Annotated in this window: 19 protein-coding genes; 10 read left to right on the top strand and 9 right to left on the bottom strand. The window is 64.5% G+C overall.

All coding sequences use genetic code 11. The features are described from left to right. Positions 1–5: 5 nt before the first annotated feature. On the bottom strand, positions 6–1,406 hold the full coding sequence (locus tag ASE34_RS13345) for an ABC transporter substrate-binding protein (RefSeq protein ID WP_056279447.1): 1,401 nt from the start codon (positions 1,404–1,406) through the stop codon (positions 6–8). Positions 1,407–1,782: 376 nt separating this feature from the next. On the opposite strand from ASE34_RS13345, the gene ASE34_RS13340 reads away from it, so the two are divergent. The 5 genes from ASE34_RS13340 to ASE34_RS17830 all read left to right on the top strand — a co-directional run bounded on the left by ASE34_RS13340 (position 1,783) and on the right by ASE34_RS17830 (position 5,537). Then, positions 1,783–2,994 carry an ROK family transcriptional regulator gene (locus ASE34_RS13340; protein ID WP_056279446.1) on the top strand — a complete coding sequence of 404 codons (1,212 nt, stop codon included), beginning with the start codon at positions 1,783–1,785 and terminating at the stop codon, positions 2,992–2,994. 186 nt (positions 2,995–3,180) lie between these two features. Continuing rightward, positions 3,181–3,393 carry a uracil-DNA glycosylase family protein gene (locus tag ASE34_RS18355; RefSeq protein WP_082586652.1) on the top strand — a complete coding sequence of 71 codons (213 nt, stop codon included), beginning with the start codon at positions 3,181–3,183 and terminating at the stop codon, positions 3,391–3,393. Between the two features lie 190 nt (positions 3,394–3,583). Then, entirely contained in the window at positions 3,584–4,489 is a 906-nt protein-coding gene (rarD, locus tag ASE34_RS13335) for an EamA family transporter RarD (RefSeq protein ID WP_268778173.1), read from the top strand. A gap of 78 nt (positions 4,490–4,567) precedes the next feature. Beyond that, a complete protein-coding gene (locus tag ASE34_RS13330; RefSeq protein WP_157538259.1) occupies positions 4,568–4,855 on the top strand; it encodes a hypothetical protein in 288 nt (95 codons plus the stop codon). Between the two features lie 28 nt (positions 4,856–4,883). Continuing rightward, positions 4,884–5,537, top strand: coding sequence for a hypothetical protein (locus ASE34_RS17830; RefSeq protein ID WP_056279440.1), 654 nt, complete (start codon positions 4,884–4,886; stop codon positions 5,535–5,537). Between the two features lie 147 nt (positions 5,538–5,684). Here the strand turns inward: ASE34_RS17830 and ASE34_RS13320 are convergent, their stop codons facing one another. The 3 genes from ASE34_RS13320 to ASE34_RS13305 form a co-directional block, all read right to left on the bottom strand. Further along, the gene (locus ASE34_RS13320) at positions 5,685–6,992 is read right to left on the bottom strand and encodes a signal peptidase I (RefSeq protein ID WP_082586649.1); all 1,308 of its coding nucleotides are present in this window, start codon (positions 6,990–6,992) and stop codon (positions 5,685–5,687) included. Positions 6,993–7,029: 37 nt separating this feature from the next. Continuing rightward, on the bottom strand, positions 7,030–7,644 hold the full coding sequence (locus ASE34_RS13310) for a hypothetical protein (protein ID WP_056279434.1): 615 nt from the start codon (positions 7,642–7,644) through the stop codon (positions 7,030–7,032). Positions 7,645–7,786: 142 nt separating this feature from the next. Then, complete coding sequence (locus ASE34_RS13305; RefSeq protein ID WP_082586648.1) at positions 7,787–8,554, bottom strand: universal stress protein; 768 nt, start codon at positions 8,552–8,554, stop codon at positions 7,787–7,789. A 145-nt stretch (positions 8,555–8,699) separates the two neighbouring features. On the opposite strand from ASE34_RS13305, the gene ASE34_RS13300 reads away from it, so the two are divergent. Then, a complete protein-coding gene (locus ASE34_RS13300; protein WP_056279430.1) occupies positions 8,700–10,214 on the top strand; it encodes a GAF domain-containing sensor histidine kinase in 1,515 nt (504 codons plus the stop codon). Further along, the gene (locus ASE34_RS13295; protein WP_056279427.1) at positions 10,211–10,858 is read left to right on the top strand and encodes a response regulator; all 648 of its coding nucleotides are present in this window, start codon (positions 10,211–10,213) and stop codon (positions 10,856–10,858) included. Before ASE34_RS13300 ends, ASE34_RS13295 begins: the two co-directional genes overlap by 4 nt. 251 nt (positions 10,859–11,109) lie before the next feature. On the opposite strand, the gene ASE34_RS13290 is transcribed toward ASE34_RS13295, so the two are convergent. Both ASE34_RS13290 and ASE34_RS13285 read right to left on the bottom strand, forming a co-directional pair. Beyond that, positions 11,110–11,604, bottom strand: coding sequence for a hypothetical protein (locus tag ASE34_RS13290; RefSeq protein WP_157538257.1), 495 nt, complete (start codon positions 11,602–11,604; stop codon positions 11,110–11,112). A 94-nt stretch (positions 11,605–11,698) separates the two neighbouring features. Further along, the gene (locus tag ASE34_RS13285; RefSeq protein ID WP_056279422.1) at positions 11,699–12,010 is read right to left on the bottom strand and encodes a hypothetical protein; all 312 of its coding nucleotides are present in this window, start codon (positions 12,008–12,010) and stop codon (positions 11,699–11,701) included. 176 nt (positions 12,011–12,186) lie between these two features. On the opposite strand from ASE34_RS13285, the gene ASE34_RS13280 reads away from it, so the two are divergent. Then, entirely contained in the window at positions 12,187–12,525 is a 339-nt protein-coding gene (locus tag ASE34_RS13280; protein ID WP_056279420.1) for a hypothetical protein, read from the top strand. A gap of 114 nt (positions 12,526–12,639) precedes the next feature. Continuing rightward, positions 12,640–12,927: a hypothetical protein gene (locus ASE34_RS13275; protein WP_056279417.1), complete on the top strand. Its 288-nt coding sequence runs from the start codon at positions 12,640–12,642 to the stop codon at positions 12,925–12,927. Positions 12,928–13,180: 253 nt separating this feature from the next. Here the strand turns inward: ASE34_RS13275 and ASE34_RS13270 are convergent, their stop codons facing one another. Together ASE34_RS13270 and ASE34_RS13260 are read right to left on the bottom strand one after the other, a co-directional pair. Further along, positions 13,181–13,549, bottom strand: coding sequence for a hypothetical protein (locus ASE34_RS13270; RefSeq protein WP_157538255.1), 369 nt, complete (start codon positions 13,547–13,549; stop codon positions 13,181–13,183). 419 nt (positions 13,550–13,968) lie between these two features. Next, positions 13,969–14,349, bottom strand: coding sequence for a cupin domain-containing protein (locus ASE34_RS13260; protein WP_056279408.1), 381 nt, complete (start codon positions 14,347–14,349; stop codon positions 13,969–13,971). A gap of 824 nt (positions 14,350–15,173) precedes the next feature. Here ASE34_RS13260 and ASE34_RS13255 point away from each other — a divergent pair. Continuing rightward, on the top strand, positions 15,174–15,356 hold the full coding sequence (locus ASE34_RS13255; protein ID WP_056279407.1) for a hypothetical protein: 183 nt from the start codon (positions 15,174–15,176) through the stop codon (positions 15,354–15,356). Between the two features lie 68 nt (positions 15,357–15,424). Here ASE34_RS13255 and ASE34_RS13250 read toward each other — a convergent pair whose 3' ends face one another. After that, a complete protein-coding gene (locus ASE34_RS13250; protein ID WP_056279405.1) occupies positions 15,425–16,042 on the bottom strand; it encodes a TetR/AcrR family transcriptional regulator in 618 nt (205 codons plus the stop codon). Positions 16,043–16,101 lie beyond the last annotated feature (59 nt).

Genomic DNA, 16,101 nt, shown 5'->3' with positions numbered 1-16,101 from the left:
TGAGATCAGTCGGCGAGGAGACGTGTCAGCAGAGAGTTCATCTCTGCCTCTGCGGCTACAAGCGCTTCTTCGGGATCAGCCTGGCCGGCGATCGCCAGGTTGATGTTGTCGACGAGCGCACGCTGCACGGCACCCGTGACATAGAAGTCCGGGGCGTACGCCGTAGATTTCTGTGCCTCTTCTGCCGCGACCGCACGCGCCTGGTCCATCGGGTCGGTGCTGGTGTCGTCCGCCGCTTGCAGCTGATCGAGCGCATCGGTGGCGACGGGGAAGATGACGGTGGTCTCGGTCTCGATGCCGTAGTTCACCCACGCGAGCTCCTGCTCGGCGGAGGTGATGTGCTCGGCCCACGCCACGGCGAGAGGGGAATTCTCCGTCGTCACTGACACTCCGATGTACTGACCGGAGAATAGGAAGTCCTCTCCGGTGGGCACGGTGTCGGGTCCGACGCCCGTCACGCTGTACACCTCGGCATTGTTCTCCTTCACACTGCGCAGGAACGAGGCGTTCGGAGTGCCGAAGGCAAGGTTGCCGGCGTTGTAGGCCTTGGACTGATCAAGATCTCCGATGATGGAGTCCTTCGGGATCCCGCCCTTCTCGTAGAGATCAGCCATCTGCGTGACCCATTCGAGAGCGCGGTCGTCGTCGGCGAACGTGAACTCGGTGGCGTCTTCGTTCATCATCTCGACGCCCATGTTGCGCCACTGGTTGAGCAGGTACCAGTCGGTGTTGCCGTAGATCGCGTAGTCCCCGTTGTCAGCATCCGCGATCGCGTGGGCGTACTCGAAATACTCACCCATGTCAGCGGGAGGGGTCTCGGGGTCCAGACCGGCACGCTCGAATACCGCCTTGTTGTAGGTCGTGATGAAGGGGCCCCAGTACCATGGAAGCGCGGTATGTGCGCCATCGTGACCGAGCCCGATCGAGTCCCACACCGTCGGGACGAACTTGTCTCCGATGCCCGGAGCCTTGGTGTCGTAGTCCAGAAGCAGGTTCGCCTGTGACAGGGCGAGAATCGTGGAGGACGGCACGTTGATCACATCCGCCATCGAGCAGTTGGCCGCCTGCGTCACCATCTTGGTGTCGAAGTCGGCATCCCCACCCATGTCGGTCCATGTGATCGTGGTGCCGGGATTCGCGGCTTCGAACTCCTCGATCTGCGCCGTGAAAAAATCATCGAAAGAGCCTTTGAGGCCCTGTGTCATGAAGGTGATCTCACCCTCGATCTCATCGGTGTCGACCGTCGAATCATCGAGGTTGACAGCAGGAACCTCACAGTTCACATCGGGAGCGGGGATCTGATCCCCGTCCGCAGTGTTTCCGGTAGCTCCAGTACATCCGACCAGTACTAGGCCAGCAACGGCGATCAATGCCGTGCCGCTGGCGACAGCGGGGATTCTCTTCATGGCTCTCCTTCAGGCGCGTGTGGCGCGGGGATTCATCGGTTGACCGTCATGGAGGATGACGTCCTTGTCACTTCAGGCGGCCCGATTCGGCTCGGGATCGCAGGAACAGATTATTTGTTTAGACGGCTGCGTTTCAACAGACATCCGATCTTTTTATATCACGATTAGGTAACCTAGTGACTTGATACCAGGTCCCTCACCTGCTGAATCTCGCCTGTGGAGCGGACTTCTAGCTCTAACCAGTAGATTCGTAACTAAAAAACTACTAGTTGAACCAGCGTTCGATCGGATCTTCCCGCCTCACGCCCGCCAGCCAACCTCAATGGATTCGGCGCGTTAGGATCCTGTACAAACGTCCTTCGCGGAACGAGCATCAATGTCGTCACAGTCCACGTCCGCTGAAAGCGGCTCACGAAGCACCGCTACCCCGCCGCGCCAGATCAAAGAGCGAAAGGTTCTCGACCTGATCGCCGCACACGGCGCGATGAGTCGCCCTCAGGTTCGTGATGCACTGGGCATCGCACAACCTACGGCGATCGATGTCTTTAAGAGGCTCGAGGATGCCGGACATATTCAGGTCGTTGGCGAGACCCGGCAGACGCGGCCCGGCCCGCGCGCGATCTTGTACGGACTTGTTGCCGGCCGCAGCTTTGTCGCCGGCGCAAACGTTCGCGATCGCCGGATCACCGCTGCCCTCGGTGATATCGCCGGGGGACCGGCGGTTGAGACAATATCCCGCCGCGTCGATCGCCGTCCGCTCGCGGATCAGATCGCCGATGCGATCGAAGTGTCACGGCTTCAGGCGGGAGTGCCCCTGGATCGTATGGCACGAACAGTGATCGGTGTCCCCGGTATTGTGAACCCTTCATCGGGAGACCTGGGGTTTTCTTGGGACCTCCCCCGCCTGGAGGGCAAACTGCTCGCACCTCTGACAGCCCAGGTCCCAACTCCCGTCGAGATGCTCAACGGCGTCCAACTGGCAGCACTCGCCGAAGGTCAGTTCGAGCCCCTGCGGAACCGGCGAACGTTCGCCCTGCTCTGGATTGGAGCCGGGGTCGGAGCTTGCCTCATGATCGATGGATCTCCGATTCCCGGGGCTTCAGGAGCCGCAGGGCAGATCGGCTATACACCCGTGCCTGGCGCACCCATGCTCCCGGTTAGCCCACGTGCGGGTGGATTCGACGGCGATCTGCAGGGACTTATTGGGGCCGCCGGGCTTCGCACGCTCGCGACAGATCTAGGCCTCCCCGCAGGAGCCCCTGGGACTCTCTTGCGCAAAGCTGTTCAGTCGATCAATGAGCAGTCACAGGCATACCTCACCGAGGTCGCCCGCCGCATCGCCGTGGCCTGCGCCTCGATCGCCTCGGTCGTCGACCCGGGGCTATTCGTCCTACAGGGCGCCACCGCCATCGCCGGAGGCGCAGAACTCGCGCAACGTGTGGAGAAGGAGTTCACCAAGATGTCACCGCTGCAGGCGAGCGTGTGCATCGGCCGGATATCTGAAGATCCAGAGCTCCACGGAGCACTGGAGCTCGGCCGCTCGAAAGCCCGAGACAACAGGTGGGGTGGCAGAGTTCGAGCTGATTAGACCCGTTCTCAACGTTGTGCCCCTACCGGTACAGAATTCATGGTCTCGATAGTCTGCTCCCTTCTCGATGGGCTTCCACTACCCCGTACAAGGGCGTGGCGGTTCCGGAGACGCGCCGCGGGTCGAGGGTTCACGGTCTGCTAGCACTCGCCACTGTGGACTGATGTCCGAGATGCGGTTGGCCCTATGGTCGGACGACACGCGCAGCAGGGCTACTTACCGATCACGAGCGCCGAGACCCTGACCAACACAGTGCGGAACTATCAAAAGTTTCTTTCCGAACGGTTCCCGCTAGTACATCCCTCGCCGCTCAACTTTCGCTGGCATGCCAGGAACCCCTGGTTCGTCACGGACGTCGTAAAAGATCTGCGTCAACACATCGACACTGCCCTGCGGTGAGACCCCCCTGTGGGTTCCGGCTCAACGGTGTCGCTGGGCCTAGCTGATCGAGCAACCTCCCGCCCTATTGCATCGACGGGTTCGAAGCACAAGGAGAGACGAGAATAGCAGAGGGCCAAGCTGACATCGTGGTGCGGTCCAGTTGGCTTCGGAGGGCCTGATCGACGCAAAAGAAAGCACTCGAGTTGGAGTGGTCGCATCTGTGACCGCATCCGTGCTCTTTGGCGTCCTGTTCTACCTTCCGCCACTGGTGACTCCGCTGGGGGCGGACAGCATCTTTGCTTGGCGCGTCTTCATCACTATTCCACTGGTGGTCCTGGCTTTCCTCGTCTCGCGAAAGTCGCAGGATCTCCTCAGAATCCTCGGACGAGTTCGTCGCCGCCCCGCGCTGCTGCTGGTCATCCTCTGCAACGGGCTGTTGCTGGGGGTGCAGCTCTGGATCTTCGGATGGGCGCCGATCTCCGGACACGGATTAGAGGTGGCGCTCGGCTACCTGCTTCTTCCGCTGATGATGGTCGTCACCGGACGTGTGATCCATGGTGAATCATTGCGCCCTCTGCGGCTTGCTTCCGTCGTGGTCGCAGCCGCAGGGGTAGCAAGCGCGATTGTGCTGGCTGGAGGAATCTCGCCGGCAACGATGGTCGTCGCGCTCGGCTATCCCGTGTACTTCGAACTCCGTGCCCGCTTTGATCTGAGCAGTCCAGGAGCCCTGGGGCTGGAACTGGCAGTTCTGCTCCCTATCGCCGTGTGCTTGAGCATCTGGCACACATGGCCGACCACCGATGGTCCGAGGATCATCGTGGGGCTGCTTGTAATCGGGCTGGTCAGTGCCTTTGCTTTGCTCCTCTACCTCCGCGCGAGTGAGTTGCTTCCTTTCGGGCTTTTCGGTCTCCTGACCTATGTTGAGCCTCTGCTACTCGTGGCGGTGTCGATCGTGCTTCTCGGGGAACCTCTGTCGGTTGTCGACCTTCTCGTCTACGGACCGATCGCCGTTGCGTTGTGCCTGCTGGGCATCGAGACCGCGAGGGCGTCGCGAAACAAGCGCTTCCCCTCGACGGGGCCTAGCAGCGACATCGGACAGTCCGAGTCGCAGTGATAGAGCGAACGAAGCCGCGGCGCGGTCGGTGCCCACATTCGCTCATCCCCGGGAGCGGTGGCTTAAGGTGGAGTCACGATGCCAGTTCCTCCCGTGTTCCCGTTCCGTCGCACGGGCAGGGTAATTTACAGCTCCCGCGGACTTTACGGCGGAGCCGTCGCCATCCTGGTGCTCGTCGCGCTGATCGGCACCGTGGTCGTCGTGTATGCGGAGAAGAACTCCCCGGCAACCATCGTTCTGGCGTGGTGTTTTTTGGGTGTGCTGTTGGCCATGGCGGGCTGGTGCATCTACTGCGGACGCCGCGTGCGACTGTGGGAGCGCGAGTACGAGCGTGTGACGGGTCACCGTTTCAGCGGAAGCCCCTGAAGCGTCCGGGTGGTTGATGATGGGCGTGATGGCGCTGACCATCCCGCTTCCGATCTACTTCGGTCGAGTCAAGATGCGGCTGGCGAAAGACCTCCACAACAAGGTCCTCTACGCCGACGCCGACATGAACAAAGCCGACTGGATGACCGCGGCCGGCTCCATCGTCGGCGTCGGAGGCATCGGCCTAGGGTACTGGTGGGCAGACTCGGCCGCAGCGACGTTCATCGCCGGCAGCATCCTCTGGGACGGACTGCGCAACACCCGCGCTGCGATCACCGACCTCATGGACACCCGCGCCACCACGTTCGATGATCACAAACCGCACCCCGCAGCCGACGCCGTCCTCGACTATCTCGTCACACTGCCGTGGGTCCGCGACGTGGCGGTTCGAGTGCGCGACCAGGGCCAGTTCTTCCACCTCGAAGCGTTCATTGTCCCCGTCGACTGCGCAATGCCCGCCCTTGCGGAGCTGCGCGCGGCGCAGCAGCGATGCCAAGAGCTGGACTGGAAACTCATCGACGTCGTCCTTGTCCTCACCGCAAAGCTGCCGGATCACCTCAAGAGTTCCACGATCGGCACCGGTGAGGAGCAGGCTGGTTCAGGTGTCATTTCGGGCGACACGGCTCGAACGTCCCGCGGAGTGCTTAAGGGTGCTGCAGCGCGATGGATCGCGCTCGGATAGACGGGATCGCTGTCTTGCCGACCGTCACCGTCACCAGAATTCCTTTTAATCTCGCGGAGGACTCGGCTGCGGTGCGGGAGCTGACATCGAGTAACAGCAGTGTCTGCCCCGGGGTGGCGGCAATCTCTATATCGTCGAACGTGATCTCTACGGTTGGCTGATCGTGTACCGGTTGGCGCTGATCGATCCGTTGAAGGAGATGAGGCGTCCGAAGACGGTCGCTGTGTTGGCCGTGATCGCACCGTCCGCGAGCAGCGTGCCACGCAGCGTGCTGGTATTCAGCGTCGCACCGCCGCGAATGCGCCAGTACACGTTGGTGGCCGTGGCGCCGTTCGCGAGGACGACGTTCGTGTTGTTTGCGACGGTCAGGCTGTTGGCGATAAAGACGAATCGTGCGCTCGGGTCTCGCCCGGCGTCGAGGGTGATGGTGCCGGAGGTGCTGAGCGCGTTCCACGAGTAAGTGCCGGGGGTCACGCGTCCGGTGAGGATTCCGGTGCGCGGTGTCGCGGGTCGCGCTTCCAGCGCGGTGGCGAGCGTGCGCGCATCGGCCATGGCCACGCGTGCGGCGCTCGTGTTGCGCTCGAGTGATCCGTACCGGTCCAGCACGCTGAAGTTGGAGATCGTGGTGCCGGGGGCCGTGCCGATGCTGCCGCTGATGTCGGTGAAGGTGAACAGACCGTCCGAGACCGACGTGGCGGCCAGGAGCGAGAAAGGCTCGGCGCGTCCGACGGCGATGGGCGGGAGCGCGGCCGCGCCCCAGGTCGCCGAGGTTGTGGTGCGCGCGCTGAACGCGGCATAGGCGTGCGCGGACGGGGATGCCGCTCCGGCGACGATCGCGGCAGCAGCGAGGGCGGCGATCACGACCTGCTCGGAGCGCCGTGCGCGTGAGGGCGTCGGCAGTGCGAGTCCGATGGCCACGAGGGTGCCGAGTATCCATGCCGCCAGAGCGAGCGGGTCGCGTCCCATCCAGTAGACGGGCAGTCCGATGAAGGGGACGAGCAGCCGGCCGGCGCCCTGGATCTCGCTTTCAGTGAGAGTGCCCGAGTCGCGATCTGCGTTGGCGTCGCCCTGTGTGACGAACCCGTCTTCGCGGGTCTCGACGATGCGGTGCATCTTGATGATGGGCTTGTCGTCGACGGTGACGGTCTCGAACGCGACCACCATCCCGTCGCCGTAGGTCTGTCCGGTCGGGACGTCGGAGATGAGGACGACGTCTCCCACCGAGATCGTCGGCTCCATGGAGCCGCTGAGGATGATCATGGGACGCCAGCCGAGCAGGATCGGCAGCAAGGCGATAATGGCGAGTGTCGCCATGACGGTGAGGTATCCGCGGGAGACGAGCAGTAGTGCGAACCTGGCCCAGCCGTCCCTCCCGAAGGGCCCGGACGACGGTTCAGGAGTCGGGTGCTCCGGAACAGACGCGTCGGCGTCCTTCGGGGGGAGGGTGGTGGTCATGGTTCGCCTCGCGGCCCGGCTCCTGTGAAGTGGGCGATCAGTTATCGGTGGTCTGGAGCTCCCAGACCACGTCGAGTCCCACCCGCGCGCCCTGCAGGGCGTCGATCTCGGCCTGCGTCATGCCGGTGGTGTCGAACGACCAGGTCGCGCGGTACGTCTTGGACTCGCCGGCCGTGCCGGTCGTCGTCCAGCCGTTGGCGCCCGTCGCCCAGTCGGTGTCGGCGGCGGCGAGCTGCGCGAGTGTGCCGGTGAGGGGAGCTGCACCCGAGTCGGGGGTGAAACCGGTGCAGTCGTTGAAGGACCCGCCGGTGCCCTTCTCCATCGAGATGAGGATGTGGTTTTCGAGGCCGCGGTCCTTGAGGAGGTCCTCGACGTAGGTGCGTACCTCGCCGGGGACGTTCGAGTTCGTGGTGACGACGACGCACTTCTCGCCGCGGTCGCCCGGGACCATGTTCTCGACCGTGAGGGCTGCTGCGCCCCGGTCGTCATCGGTCAGGGTCACGCGACCGGTGCTCCAGGAGTTGCCCGAGTTCTCGGTGCGAGCGGAGAAGGCGGCGTACGAGCTCTGCCAGACGAGCCCGCCGGCGAGGAGGACGGAGACGGGGATGACGAGAGCGGCGATGGCACGGTTGCGGCGGGAGGAAGACGGCATGGGAGAACCCTTCGAAGGAAGTGGGGCTGGGGAGAAGGAGAAGCGACGCGAACGTGCCGCCGGAGCGCGGCGGACCGCAATGCTCGATGATTCACGGTAGAACGGCTACCGGTGGAGCAGTAGGGACTAAAGTCCCATGGGTTCAGCCCGGTGGCAGAAGCAGCACGGGCGCGGTGGCGTTCAGGAGCACGGTGTGCGTGACGGCGCCGATCGGGGTCCCGGATGCGCTCCGGGATCCCCGGCCGAGGACGAGGAGCTCCTTGTCGAGCGAGGCGTCGAGCAGAGCGTCGGCGGCCGGCGTCGACAGGATGCGTCGTCGGATATTGATGGTCGGGTCGATCGCCAGGAGCGCTCGCTCGGCGGCATCGAGCCCGTCGGTGCAGTGCTCGCGGCAGCCTCCATGGATCAGCGTGAGGGGCGCGCCGCGGTCACGCGCTTCGACATATGCGGCCTCGGCCACCCGGCGAGCGGTGTTGGCAGCGCCGATTCCGGCGACGACGCCCCGACGGAAGCTCAGATCTATGTCGGGAATCGCCGCGACGGCGCACTGTGCCGTGATGGCCAGCTGAACACTCAACGCACCGCTCACCCGGCTGCGCCCGAGGCCTTTAGTGTCGGTGCCGATCACGATCACGTCATCGGGCTCCGCGATCTCGCTGAGCGCCTTCCAGACGGGGCCTTCAAGATGCAGCGGCTCGGCCGCGAGGCCGGCATGCTCGGCGTCGATGATCGCCCGCGCGTCTTCCAGGACGGATACGTCCGACTTGCCCAGAGAGGGACCGACGTGTGCGAGAAGGAGTGGCGCGCCGTCGTCCGTGCTGCGGCGTGCAGCCCACCGCAGCGCGGTCTCGGCCGTGGCGGTCCCATCGACCCCCACGATTCGGCGGGCCCGGGACTTCGCTCTGCTCATGATCTCTTCACTCTCGCGTTCAGGTGCCGTTGTCAACAGGGTCGAAGGTCCCACCGTCCCTCCGGTATGGTCCTGCTACACGAGGGGGTGAGGAACAGTGTCGGAGATTCGTCTGCAAAGACTGCTCGAGGCACATCGCGCCGTCATGGAGTCGTTGGACGTCGATGTTGTTCTGCGACGAACGGTCGACGCCGCGGTGTCCCTTCTCGACGCTCTCGACGGTGCAATCGTCCTGTTCGATCGTCGGGGACTCGCGGACCGCGTCATACACGTCGCCGGCTCCGCCTCACGCGGCCCGCTGGCTGACTTGGACAGTTCCGATCTGACGCCGCTCACGGGGGTCGAACGGGAGCCTCGACGCGCCGGCATCTCCATGGACGACGGTCCCGAGTTCCTCGCCGTTCCCCTTCGCTCCCACGGTGACGCGTACGGGGCGCTCTACCTGACGGGGAGCCCTGGGGGACCCTTCACGCCCGACGACGAGGAGATGATCGTCGCGCTGGCGGGAACGGCCGCGGTGGCGCTGGAGAACGGTCAGCTCTACGACGAGCTCCAGCGTCAGCTCCGCTGGAGCACGGCGCTGACCGAGGTGTCATCGGCACTGTTGTCTGAGGATGTCTCCGACGCCGTCGGCGTGGTCCTCGCTCGTGTGGGCACTGTGGTCGCCGCTGCCGTCATCAGCGTCGTGGTTCCCGACCCGGACTCTGACTTGCTGCTCATCCACACCGCACGCGGCAGCGGTGCGGAGCGATTCGAGGGACGTCGGTACGAGCGTCGCGGCAGTCTCGTCGACCGCGCGCTGCGCAGCGGACGCGTGGTTCTGTCAACCGCGGGCACGGCTTTGATCTCTCTGGAAGCCGAGATGGGGCCCAGCATGGTGCTGCCCGTCGTGGTCGCCGGCGAGTCGATCTGCGCGCTCGCGCTCTCGCGATCCCGCGGGACCGCTCCGTTCACGGCCGACGACGTCGACATGGCCGCCGAGTTCGCCACCCAGGTCGGGCTGGCGATCGAAATCATCCGAGCCCGCGGCGACCGGCACCGAGTGGAGCTGGCCGAGGAGCGCAGTCGGATCGCTCGCGATCTGCACGACCACGTCATTCAGCGCCTCTTCGGCACCGGGCTGTCGCTGCAGGCGGTAGCCGCCCGCTTTCCGCAGGCGGAAGGCGCCCTCATCGAACAGGTCGACGCCATCGACGAGGCGATCGACGAAATCCGCACCGCGGTGTTCGCGCTGACCTCCCGCCGGCGCGCATCCACCGGGTCGGTGCGGCACCGCATCCTCGACGTCGTGAGCGAGATGAGCGATTCGCTGCGCGTGAGCCCGCAGCTCACCTTCCGCGGCCCGGTCGACCTGATGCTGACCGGCACAGTGGGAGACGACGTCATCGCCGTCGTCCGGGAATGCCTCGCAAACGTCGCCCGGCACGCCTGTTCCGACGTGACGACGGTGATGGTCAGCGTCGATCAGGGCTCGGTGGAAGTGGTGGTGACCGACGACGGCGTCGGGGTGTCGCCGGATGCCGTGCGCCGCAGTGGCACAGGCAATCTCGCAGACCGTGCTCGACGGCGCGGAGGCGACTTCACCATCTTCTCCGCGGCAGAAGAAGGAACGCGGGTCGTCTGGTGGGCACGCCTCGTAGCGGAGAGGAGCAGGGTATGACTCGCGTGTTCCTCGTCGACGACCACGAGATCGTTCGGCACGGCGTCGCGGCTCTCATCGACGTGCAGCCCGACCTCAGCGTCGTCGGCGAAGCGGGCACCGTCCGAGAAGCGCTCGCGCGCATCCCCGCGACATCGCCCGACGTCGTGGTTTTGGATCTGCGTCTTCCGGACGGCGACGGAGTCCAGCTCTGCCGCGCCATCCGTTCGGCCCAGCCCCGGATCCGCTGCCTCATGCTCACCGCCCACGACGACGACGACGCCAGTGTGGCCGCAGTGTTGGCTGGTGCGTCCGGGTACGAACTCAAGAACATCCGCGGGCACAACCTCGCGGATGCGATCCGGCGCACCGCCCGAGGCGAATCACTGGTATCCCGCCACGTCGCCGACCGCGTCGTACAGGCGATGACCGCGGCGCCCGCGCAGCCGAACGCTGACAACAGGTTCCCCGCAACGGACCTCACTCTGCGTGAACGGCAGGTACTAACATGCATCGGCGACGGCCTGACCAACCGCCAGATCGGTGATCGCCTCGGTCTCGCCGAGAAAACGGTGAAGAACTACGTCTCCAGCCTCCTCGCCAAGCTGGGCATGGAACGCCGCACTCAGGCCGCGGTCTACGCCACATCACCCCTCAAGCCCTGACTCTTCGTTCACATTGCTCTGTCAAGACAGCGTTCATCCCACACCTGGCCCGCGGTGTCCGAAGTTCTTTGGACACGTAGCGCATCATGAGGCCGATGAATGCAGCAGGGCCAACTCGGGATCCGCACCAGGCCCGCGGCGGGCGCACTGTTTTCGACAGGTCGCCAGCCACGCTGGCAGGGCATCCGCCCGACCGGGCCTCGGCGACACGAGGGGCCGAGACTCGGCGCACACCCCGCGGCGGTTGTCGCTCAGAGGTACTGCTCCATCCGTGAACTCAGGTCCGTACGGTGATCGTCGAGCCGGCGGCTGGTTTCGAGCGTGCTGAGGCCGTCACGTCCGGGGGCGAGGAGATCGAGATCGTCGCGCGCGAAAAGGACCTCGTAGAACGGCGCAAGCTCCTCGTCGGAGTACTTCAGCGCCACCGCGAGCGTCTGCAGCGGCGTGCCCCACCGCGCAGCATTGGCGTTCACGTCCGCCCCGCCCTCCAGGAGACGCTCCACAAGCGGCACCTCGGCAACGAAATCATGAGAGGTCTGAGAGAAAAGGATGTGCAGCGTCGAGTAACCCTCCGGAGCGACGACTGCTCCCGCATCCGCCCCATCGTCGAGCAGCCGACTCGAGATCGCCAGTCGGGCGTCGAGGTGGCGGTTTCCGAGCGCACGATGCAGAAGGGTCAGGCCCGAAGAGCTGACAACGTGAGCGTCCCCGTCGTAGAGAGCGACAAAGTCCTCGTAGGAACCCATCTTCGCCAATCCGTGAGCGCTGGGCATGACTTGTCTCCTATCTGGCTCGCAACTCCGTCGCACCGCCCTCAGCGCGAAAATTGAGGGCGGTGGTCTACTCGCCCGGAGTCTCGAGTACCTCGTCGGTGAGACTAATGCCCCCGGTAGAGCTCGCAGAGTGCATGAGCTGCTCGATCCACTGCGCATTGAGCTGAGGTGCTTCCGCGTCGTCGAATGTGAACCGCAGCGGAATAGACGGATGCAGCCAGATCGTCGAGCGGCCTTCCGGGTCACCCTCGGGGTGACGCCACGACAGGGTGAAACTCTCGTTGCGCCGCAGCTTCGTAGCTATGACGACCTTGAGATGAGCGAGCGCGCGATCCTCGATGTGGATCTCGTTTCCACCGCCGTATTGGATGTATCCCATGCATTGAACCCTATCCGGGAGAGCACGCAGCTCAACGGCTGAAGACTCCGGCGGATATTCACGGTCACACGCAAGATCATGATTGATGGACGCATGTCAGAATTGGGTCAACCACGATGCGGACATCGTCAGCCGCGCCTCGTTCGAGGATCTCGTGGCAGAGCAGAAAGCACCCGATGGGCAAGTTCATCTACGAGAACGGCGTCAAGACCGAGATCGAAGACCGTGCGCTGACGCATCTCCAACTGGTCATCACCGCGAAGCTGCGCCGCGGTGAGCCGTTCCCCTTCACCTGGCGCGAAGACACCAGCGTCGGCGGTGGCCGAGTGACCGTGTGGGTGCACGGGGGCAGCTCCCTCGTGTTCAAGTACTTCGGCAGCCGCCAGCCCGCGATCAACCGCGAATGGGTCGACGCTCTCGCCTTCACGGCGAACTCACCGAGCGGTCTCTACCTCGTTCCCGAACCGGCCGAGAACACGTCCACTGATCGCATAGCGGTTCCCGCTCAAGCCTGATCGGCCCACAGAGGGTGCCACAGCGACTGCCTCAGTCGGTCGATCGTTACAACTCGTCGTCGTCGGATGCAAGCCCCTACGCATGAGCCGCCGGGCTGGAGCTACCCTCGCGGGATGACCGAGACGCGAGTGGAGACGAAGACACAGGTCACGATCGACGGATGGTCGTTCCGGTTGCAACCGGAACACGATCTCGCCGACCTCATCGGCCGTATAGAAGCTGCCGCCACCACCGGTCCGTCCTTCGTTCAACTGCAGGACGGCGAAAGCATGGTGAGCGTTCTGGTAAGCCCTCAATCCAAGGTCCTCATCATCGTGTCGCCGCGCGAAACGAACGGCACCGGAGACACTCCAGCGTTCGAGCCCACGCTCTCCACGGACATGACCGACTGGGAGCTGTGATCGCCCCACCCGCCGAACGGGACGAATCAGTCCTCGAGGCGAACCGGTCTCAGCTGCCGTCCGGATCGGAGGGCCGCGGCCCCGGACGTGACCGAGATCGCCTCACCAGCCACACGGCCAGCCCCACACCAACGACCACCAGCACGGCCAAGACGATTCCGCCTATCAGCAGCAGGTCCGGGATAGACGGCAACAAAGGATTCCGTTCCATGCGCCGATCATAAGAGCACGGAGACCCTCACGTCCGGCGCACTCAGTGAGGCAAGAGCAGCACGAGCGCGATGATCGCCACTACTGCCGCGCACAGAGTGACCCATCCCAGAATCACGCGACGACGCGGCGGCTCCGGTGGATGGCGGGTCGGCTCGCCGAGTCGAGCGCGGATCACGTCAGCTTTGCGCTCGAGCTCATTGGCCCGCTCCGCGAGCTCGCCGTTCCCCACACTCACCATGCCGATCGTCGACGAGAGAAGCGCAGCGTGCTCTTCCTCGATCCGGAGCAACTGGCCTCTCAGCTCGTCTTCACTCTGAGCATCGCCATCATTGGGAGGCATCGGCGCTCCCGTCGTCAGCGGCATTGAGATGTCGGTTCGGCCCTGTGCCCCACTCGCGACCACCGCCACGTCGCCGAGCCTGCCCGACCTGAAACCTGAGCAGCGCTGCAGAGCCGAAGACGAGCAACCCATAAACAATCCATTGGAGTGGGGAGTTGTCGGTGCCGAGTTGGACGGTCCATGTGAGGAGCCCGATCATATATCCGAACAGGACGGCGCTGATGCCGAGCATCGCGCGATGGAACCGAAGGCTCCGCTGATCGATCGATCCCACCATGCGTCGAGGGTACGACGAACAGCCACTGTCGCACCAGGCGCGCAACCCAAAGCCGGCCCGGTGCGGGACGCCTCGCGCGAGGGAGGAAGCGCTGATGCGAGGCGTCCCAAGTGACGCCGATGCCCGCCAGAGCCACTCCGGCCAGATGATCGCCCCCCGGCGCCATCTGGCAGGTTCAGGATCGTCGATCGGATCTTTTTCCGCAAGAGGGCTACGACTCCAGCGACGCGGTGACCTCAGCGGCGACGTCGAGAGCGCGTCGGTCTCCACGAGTGTTCGGCGTGCTGATCACGAGGAACCGCGTCTCCGTGTCTCCAGGGTTGAAGAATCGGTGCGCAAGCCCGGGCGGGAGCTCCACGCCCTGTCTGGCCGCGAGGTCGACAGTACCGTCGACGGTCTGCATCTGAGCTGTGCCCTCGAGCACGTAGAAGAACTGCGTCGCCGTGTCGTGCACGTGCCACTCTTCACCGGCGCCGGCCGGCACTCGCTCCTCGATCACTGACAGTCCTGGGTTGTCGAGCAGTCGCCACCCATCGGAGACCTCGCCCCACACGTAGTGATCAGCGGTGGTGACCTCGACTGGTTCGGGCATTCTTCGATCCTCCCAGACGCATCTACTTTGCAGACGCTCGCACCCTCGCGATCCCACTCCACCACTGCTCAAACGTCGCTCACCTACTCAGCCTCATCTCACTTCAACGTCTGGCCCATTGGCCACGATAAGACCACTTATCCCGACTATCGGCGCGAACGCCTTCAACTCAGGGGTCTATGATCGCTAGTCCTCAGGCACCCTGAGCAGTGCGGCGCAGTTGCGATCCTGACCGAAGCGGCTGCGGCACACCCCGCTCAAGGGGGAAGCACTGAAGCGAAGCACCCCGGAGTGACCCCAATGCACGCCGGAGCCGCTCTGAGTCAGACGAACACGCCCCGGCGTCATCTGACAGCTTCAAGATGCTTGGTCGGGTCTACTTCCACAATCCGCCGAACGGTTATCGTCACGTGTTCGCTCGTCGAAGTCATCATAGGCAGCTCGGGCGCAACCGACTGAGCGGTCTACTCGGCAGGCGTCTCGAGCATGTCATCGACCAGCTAAACGATCCACTTCTCGTTCGGCCGCGGTGCCTCGGTTTCCGGTCCGAGATCTGCGAGTCAATGTCGCTGTGTTCGTTGAGAGACGCGAGGTACTCCACGTGGCCGCGCATCGCCGGCTTGTACCGCTCGAGTTCCTCAACGTGCACATGATCCGCACGGTCCGGCCACCATCGTCACCGGCATCCTTTCGGAAGTGCTGGGCGCCGGCGGCGGCGGCGTGGTCCCGGCAGTTATGTTCTTCTTCGGCGCCAACGACCTGATCGCAAAAGGGGACCTCGTCTTCATGATGATCCCGGGGTCGCTCTCGGCCACGCTGGGCACATGCGCCGCAAGAACGTCGACCTGCGCGGCGGACTGTTCGTGGAAGTCGCCGCGTGCCTCGCATCGCCGCTCGGCCTATTCACCACGACGGCGATCACACCGCTCTGGTCGAACATCGCGTTCTCGGTGCTAATCGCCGAGATAGCGGTGCAGCTGATCCGGCGAAATCTGCGGCGTCGCTGACACGCATGATCTTCACCAACACCGTCTGTTGAATAGCCCGAATGGCGCGAGGCGAACGCGACGGCGCGTTAGAGCCCCGGTGTTGCGCGAGCGTCGGGGCGGGCAGAAGCGATCAGCATGCGCAGGCCCATCTCAAAGGCCCGCGTGGCGACGGGATCACCGGGATCCTCGCGCTCCAGCGTAGCGAAGGCAGCCGCAAAGCGCGGGAACTCCTCCTCCTGTCCGGTCGGATCGAAGACCACCGGGGGTCCCGACATGTCGAGGACGCTGCCGAGGATGAAGGACTCGAAGGCGGTGAGCAGCGGGAGCACATCTCCGCTCCCCCAGCCCGCCCGCTCGGCGGCCGCCACGAAGTCCTCGTATTCCGCCAACAGGACCGGGGCCGAAGCCTTCGTCGTCATGAGCAGTGGGATCGTCCGTGAGTGATGCGCGAACGCGCGCCGGTACGAGTTCGCCCAGGCCCAGAGGCCCTGCTCCCAGGGGCTTTCCCTAAGCGGCCGGGAGTCGATCAGCGCTGAGACGAGAGCTCGCACGTCTTCGATCATGGCTGCCCGATCGGGTACGTGGTTGTACAACGAGGCGGGATTGACGCCCAACTTGGCCGCCACCCGACGGATGCTCGCACCCTTTACACCCTCCTGATCGATGAGCTCGAGGGCGGTGCGAGCGATGAGGTCGCGGTTCAACAGTGGCTTCGACGGTCGTGCGATGAGAGTCTCCTTCGGCCGCCCCAGCCTACGCCGTG

This window comes from Microbacterium sp. Root280D1 (assembly GCF_001428975.1).
GTDB lineage: Bacteria > Actinomycetota > Actinomycetes > Actinomycetales > Microbacteriaceae > Microbacterium.
Note: the sequence above shows the minus strand (reverse complement) of the source record. Positions and strands in the feature narration are given on the sequence as shown.

Excerpts from the sequence above, each read along its gene's own strand:
- ASE34_RS13300 (WP_056279430.1), top strand. The coding sequence starts at position 8,700 with ATGGAGTCGTTGGACGTCGATGTTGTTCTGCGACGAACGGTCGACGCC.
- ASE34_RS13260 (WP_056279408.1), bottom strand. The coding sequence starts at position 14,349 with ATGCCCGAACCAGTCGAGGTCACCACCGCTGATCACTACGTGTGGGGC.
- ASE34_RS13320 (WP_082586649.1), bottom strand. The coding sequence starts at position 6,992 with ATGACCACCACCCTCCCCCCGAAGGACGCCGACGCGTCTGTTCCGGAG.
- ASE34_RS18355 (WP_082586652.1), top strand. The coding sequence starts at position 3,181 with ATGGTCGGACGACACGCGCAGCAGGGCTACTTACCGATCACGAGCGCC.
- ASE34_RS13275 (WP_056279417.1), top strand. The coding sequence starts at position 12,640 with ATGACCGAGACGCGAGTGGAGACGAAGACACAGGTCACGATCGACGGA.
- ASE34_RS17830 (WP_056279440.1), top strand. The coding sequence starts at position 4,884 with ATGGCGCTGACCATCCCGCTTCCGATCTACTTCGGTCGAGTCAAGATG.
- ASE34_RS13310 (WP_056279434.1), bottom strand. The coding sequence starts at position 7,644 with ATGCCGTCTTCCTCCCGCCGCAACCGTGCCATCGCCGCTCTCGTCATC.
- ASE34_RS13290 (WP_157538257.1), bottom strand. The coding sequence starts at position 11,604 with ATGGGTTCCTACGAGGACTTTGTCGCTCTCTACGACGGGGACGCTCAC.
- ASE34_RS13340 (WP_056279446.1), top strand. The coding sequence starts at position 1,783 with ATGTCGTCACAGTCCACGTCCGCTGAAAGCGGCTCACGAAGCACCGCT.
- ASE34_RS13255 (WP_056279407.1), top strand. The coding sequence starts at position 15,174 with ATGCGCCGCAAGAACGTCGACCTGCGCGGCGGACTGTTCGTGGAAGTC.
- ASE34_RS13285 (WP_056279422.1), bottom strand. The coding sequence starts at position 12,010 with ATGGGATACATCCAATACGGCGGTGGAAACGAGATCCACATCGAGGAT.
- ASE34_RS13330 (WP_157538259.1), top strand. The coding sequence starts at position 4,568 with ATGCCAGTTCCTCCCGTGTTCCCGTTCCGTCGCACGGGCAGGGTAATT.
- ASE34_RS13305 (WP_082586648.1), bottom strand. The coding sequence starts at position 8,554 with ATGAGCAGAGCGAAGTCCCGGGCCCGCCGAATCGTGGGGGTCGATGGG.
- ASE34_RS13295 (WP_056279427.1), top strand. The coding sequence starts at position 10,211 with ATGACTCGCGTGTTCCTCGTCGACGACCACGAGATCGTTCGGCACGGC.
- ASE34_RS13345 (WP_056279447.1), bottom strand. The coding sequence starts at position 1,406 with ATGAAGAGAATCCCCGCTGTCGCCAGCGGCACGGCATTGATCGCCGTT.
- ASE34_RS13280 (WP_056279420.1), top strand. The coding sequence starts at position 12,187 with ATGGGCAAGTTCATCTACGAGAACGGCGTCAAGACCGAGATCGAAGAC.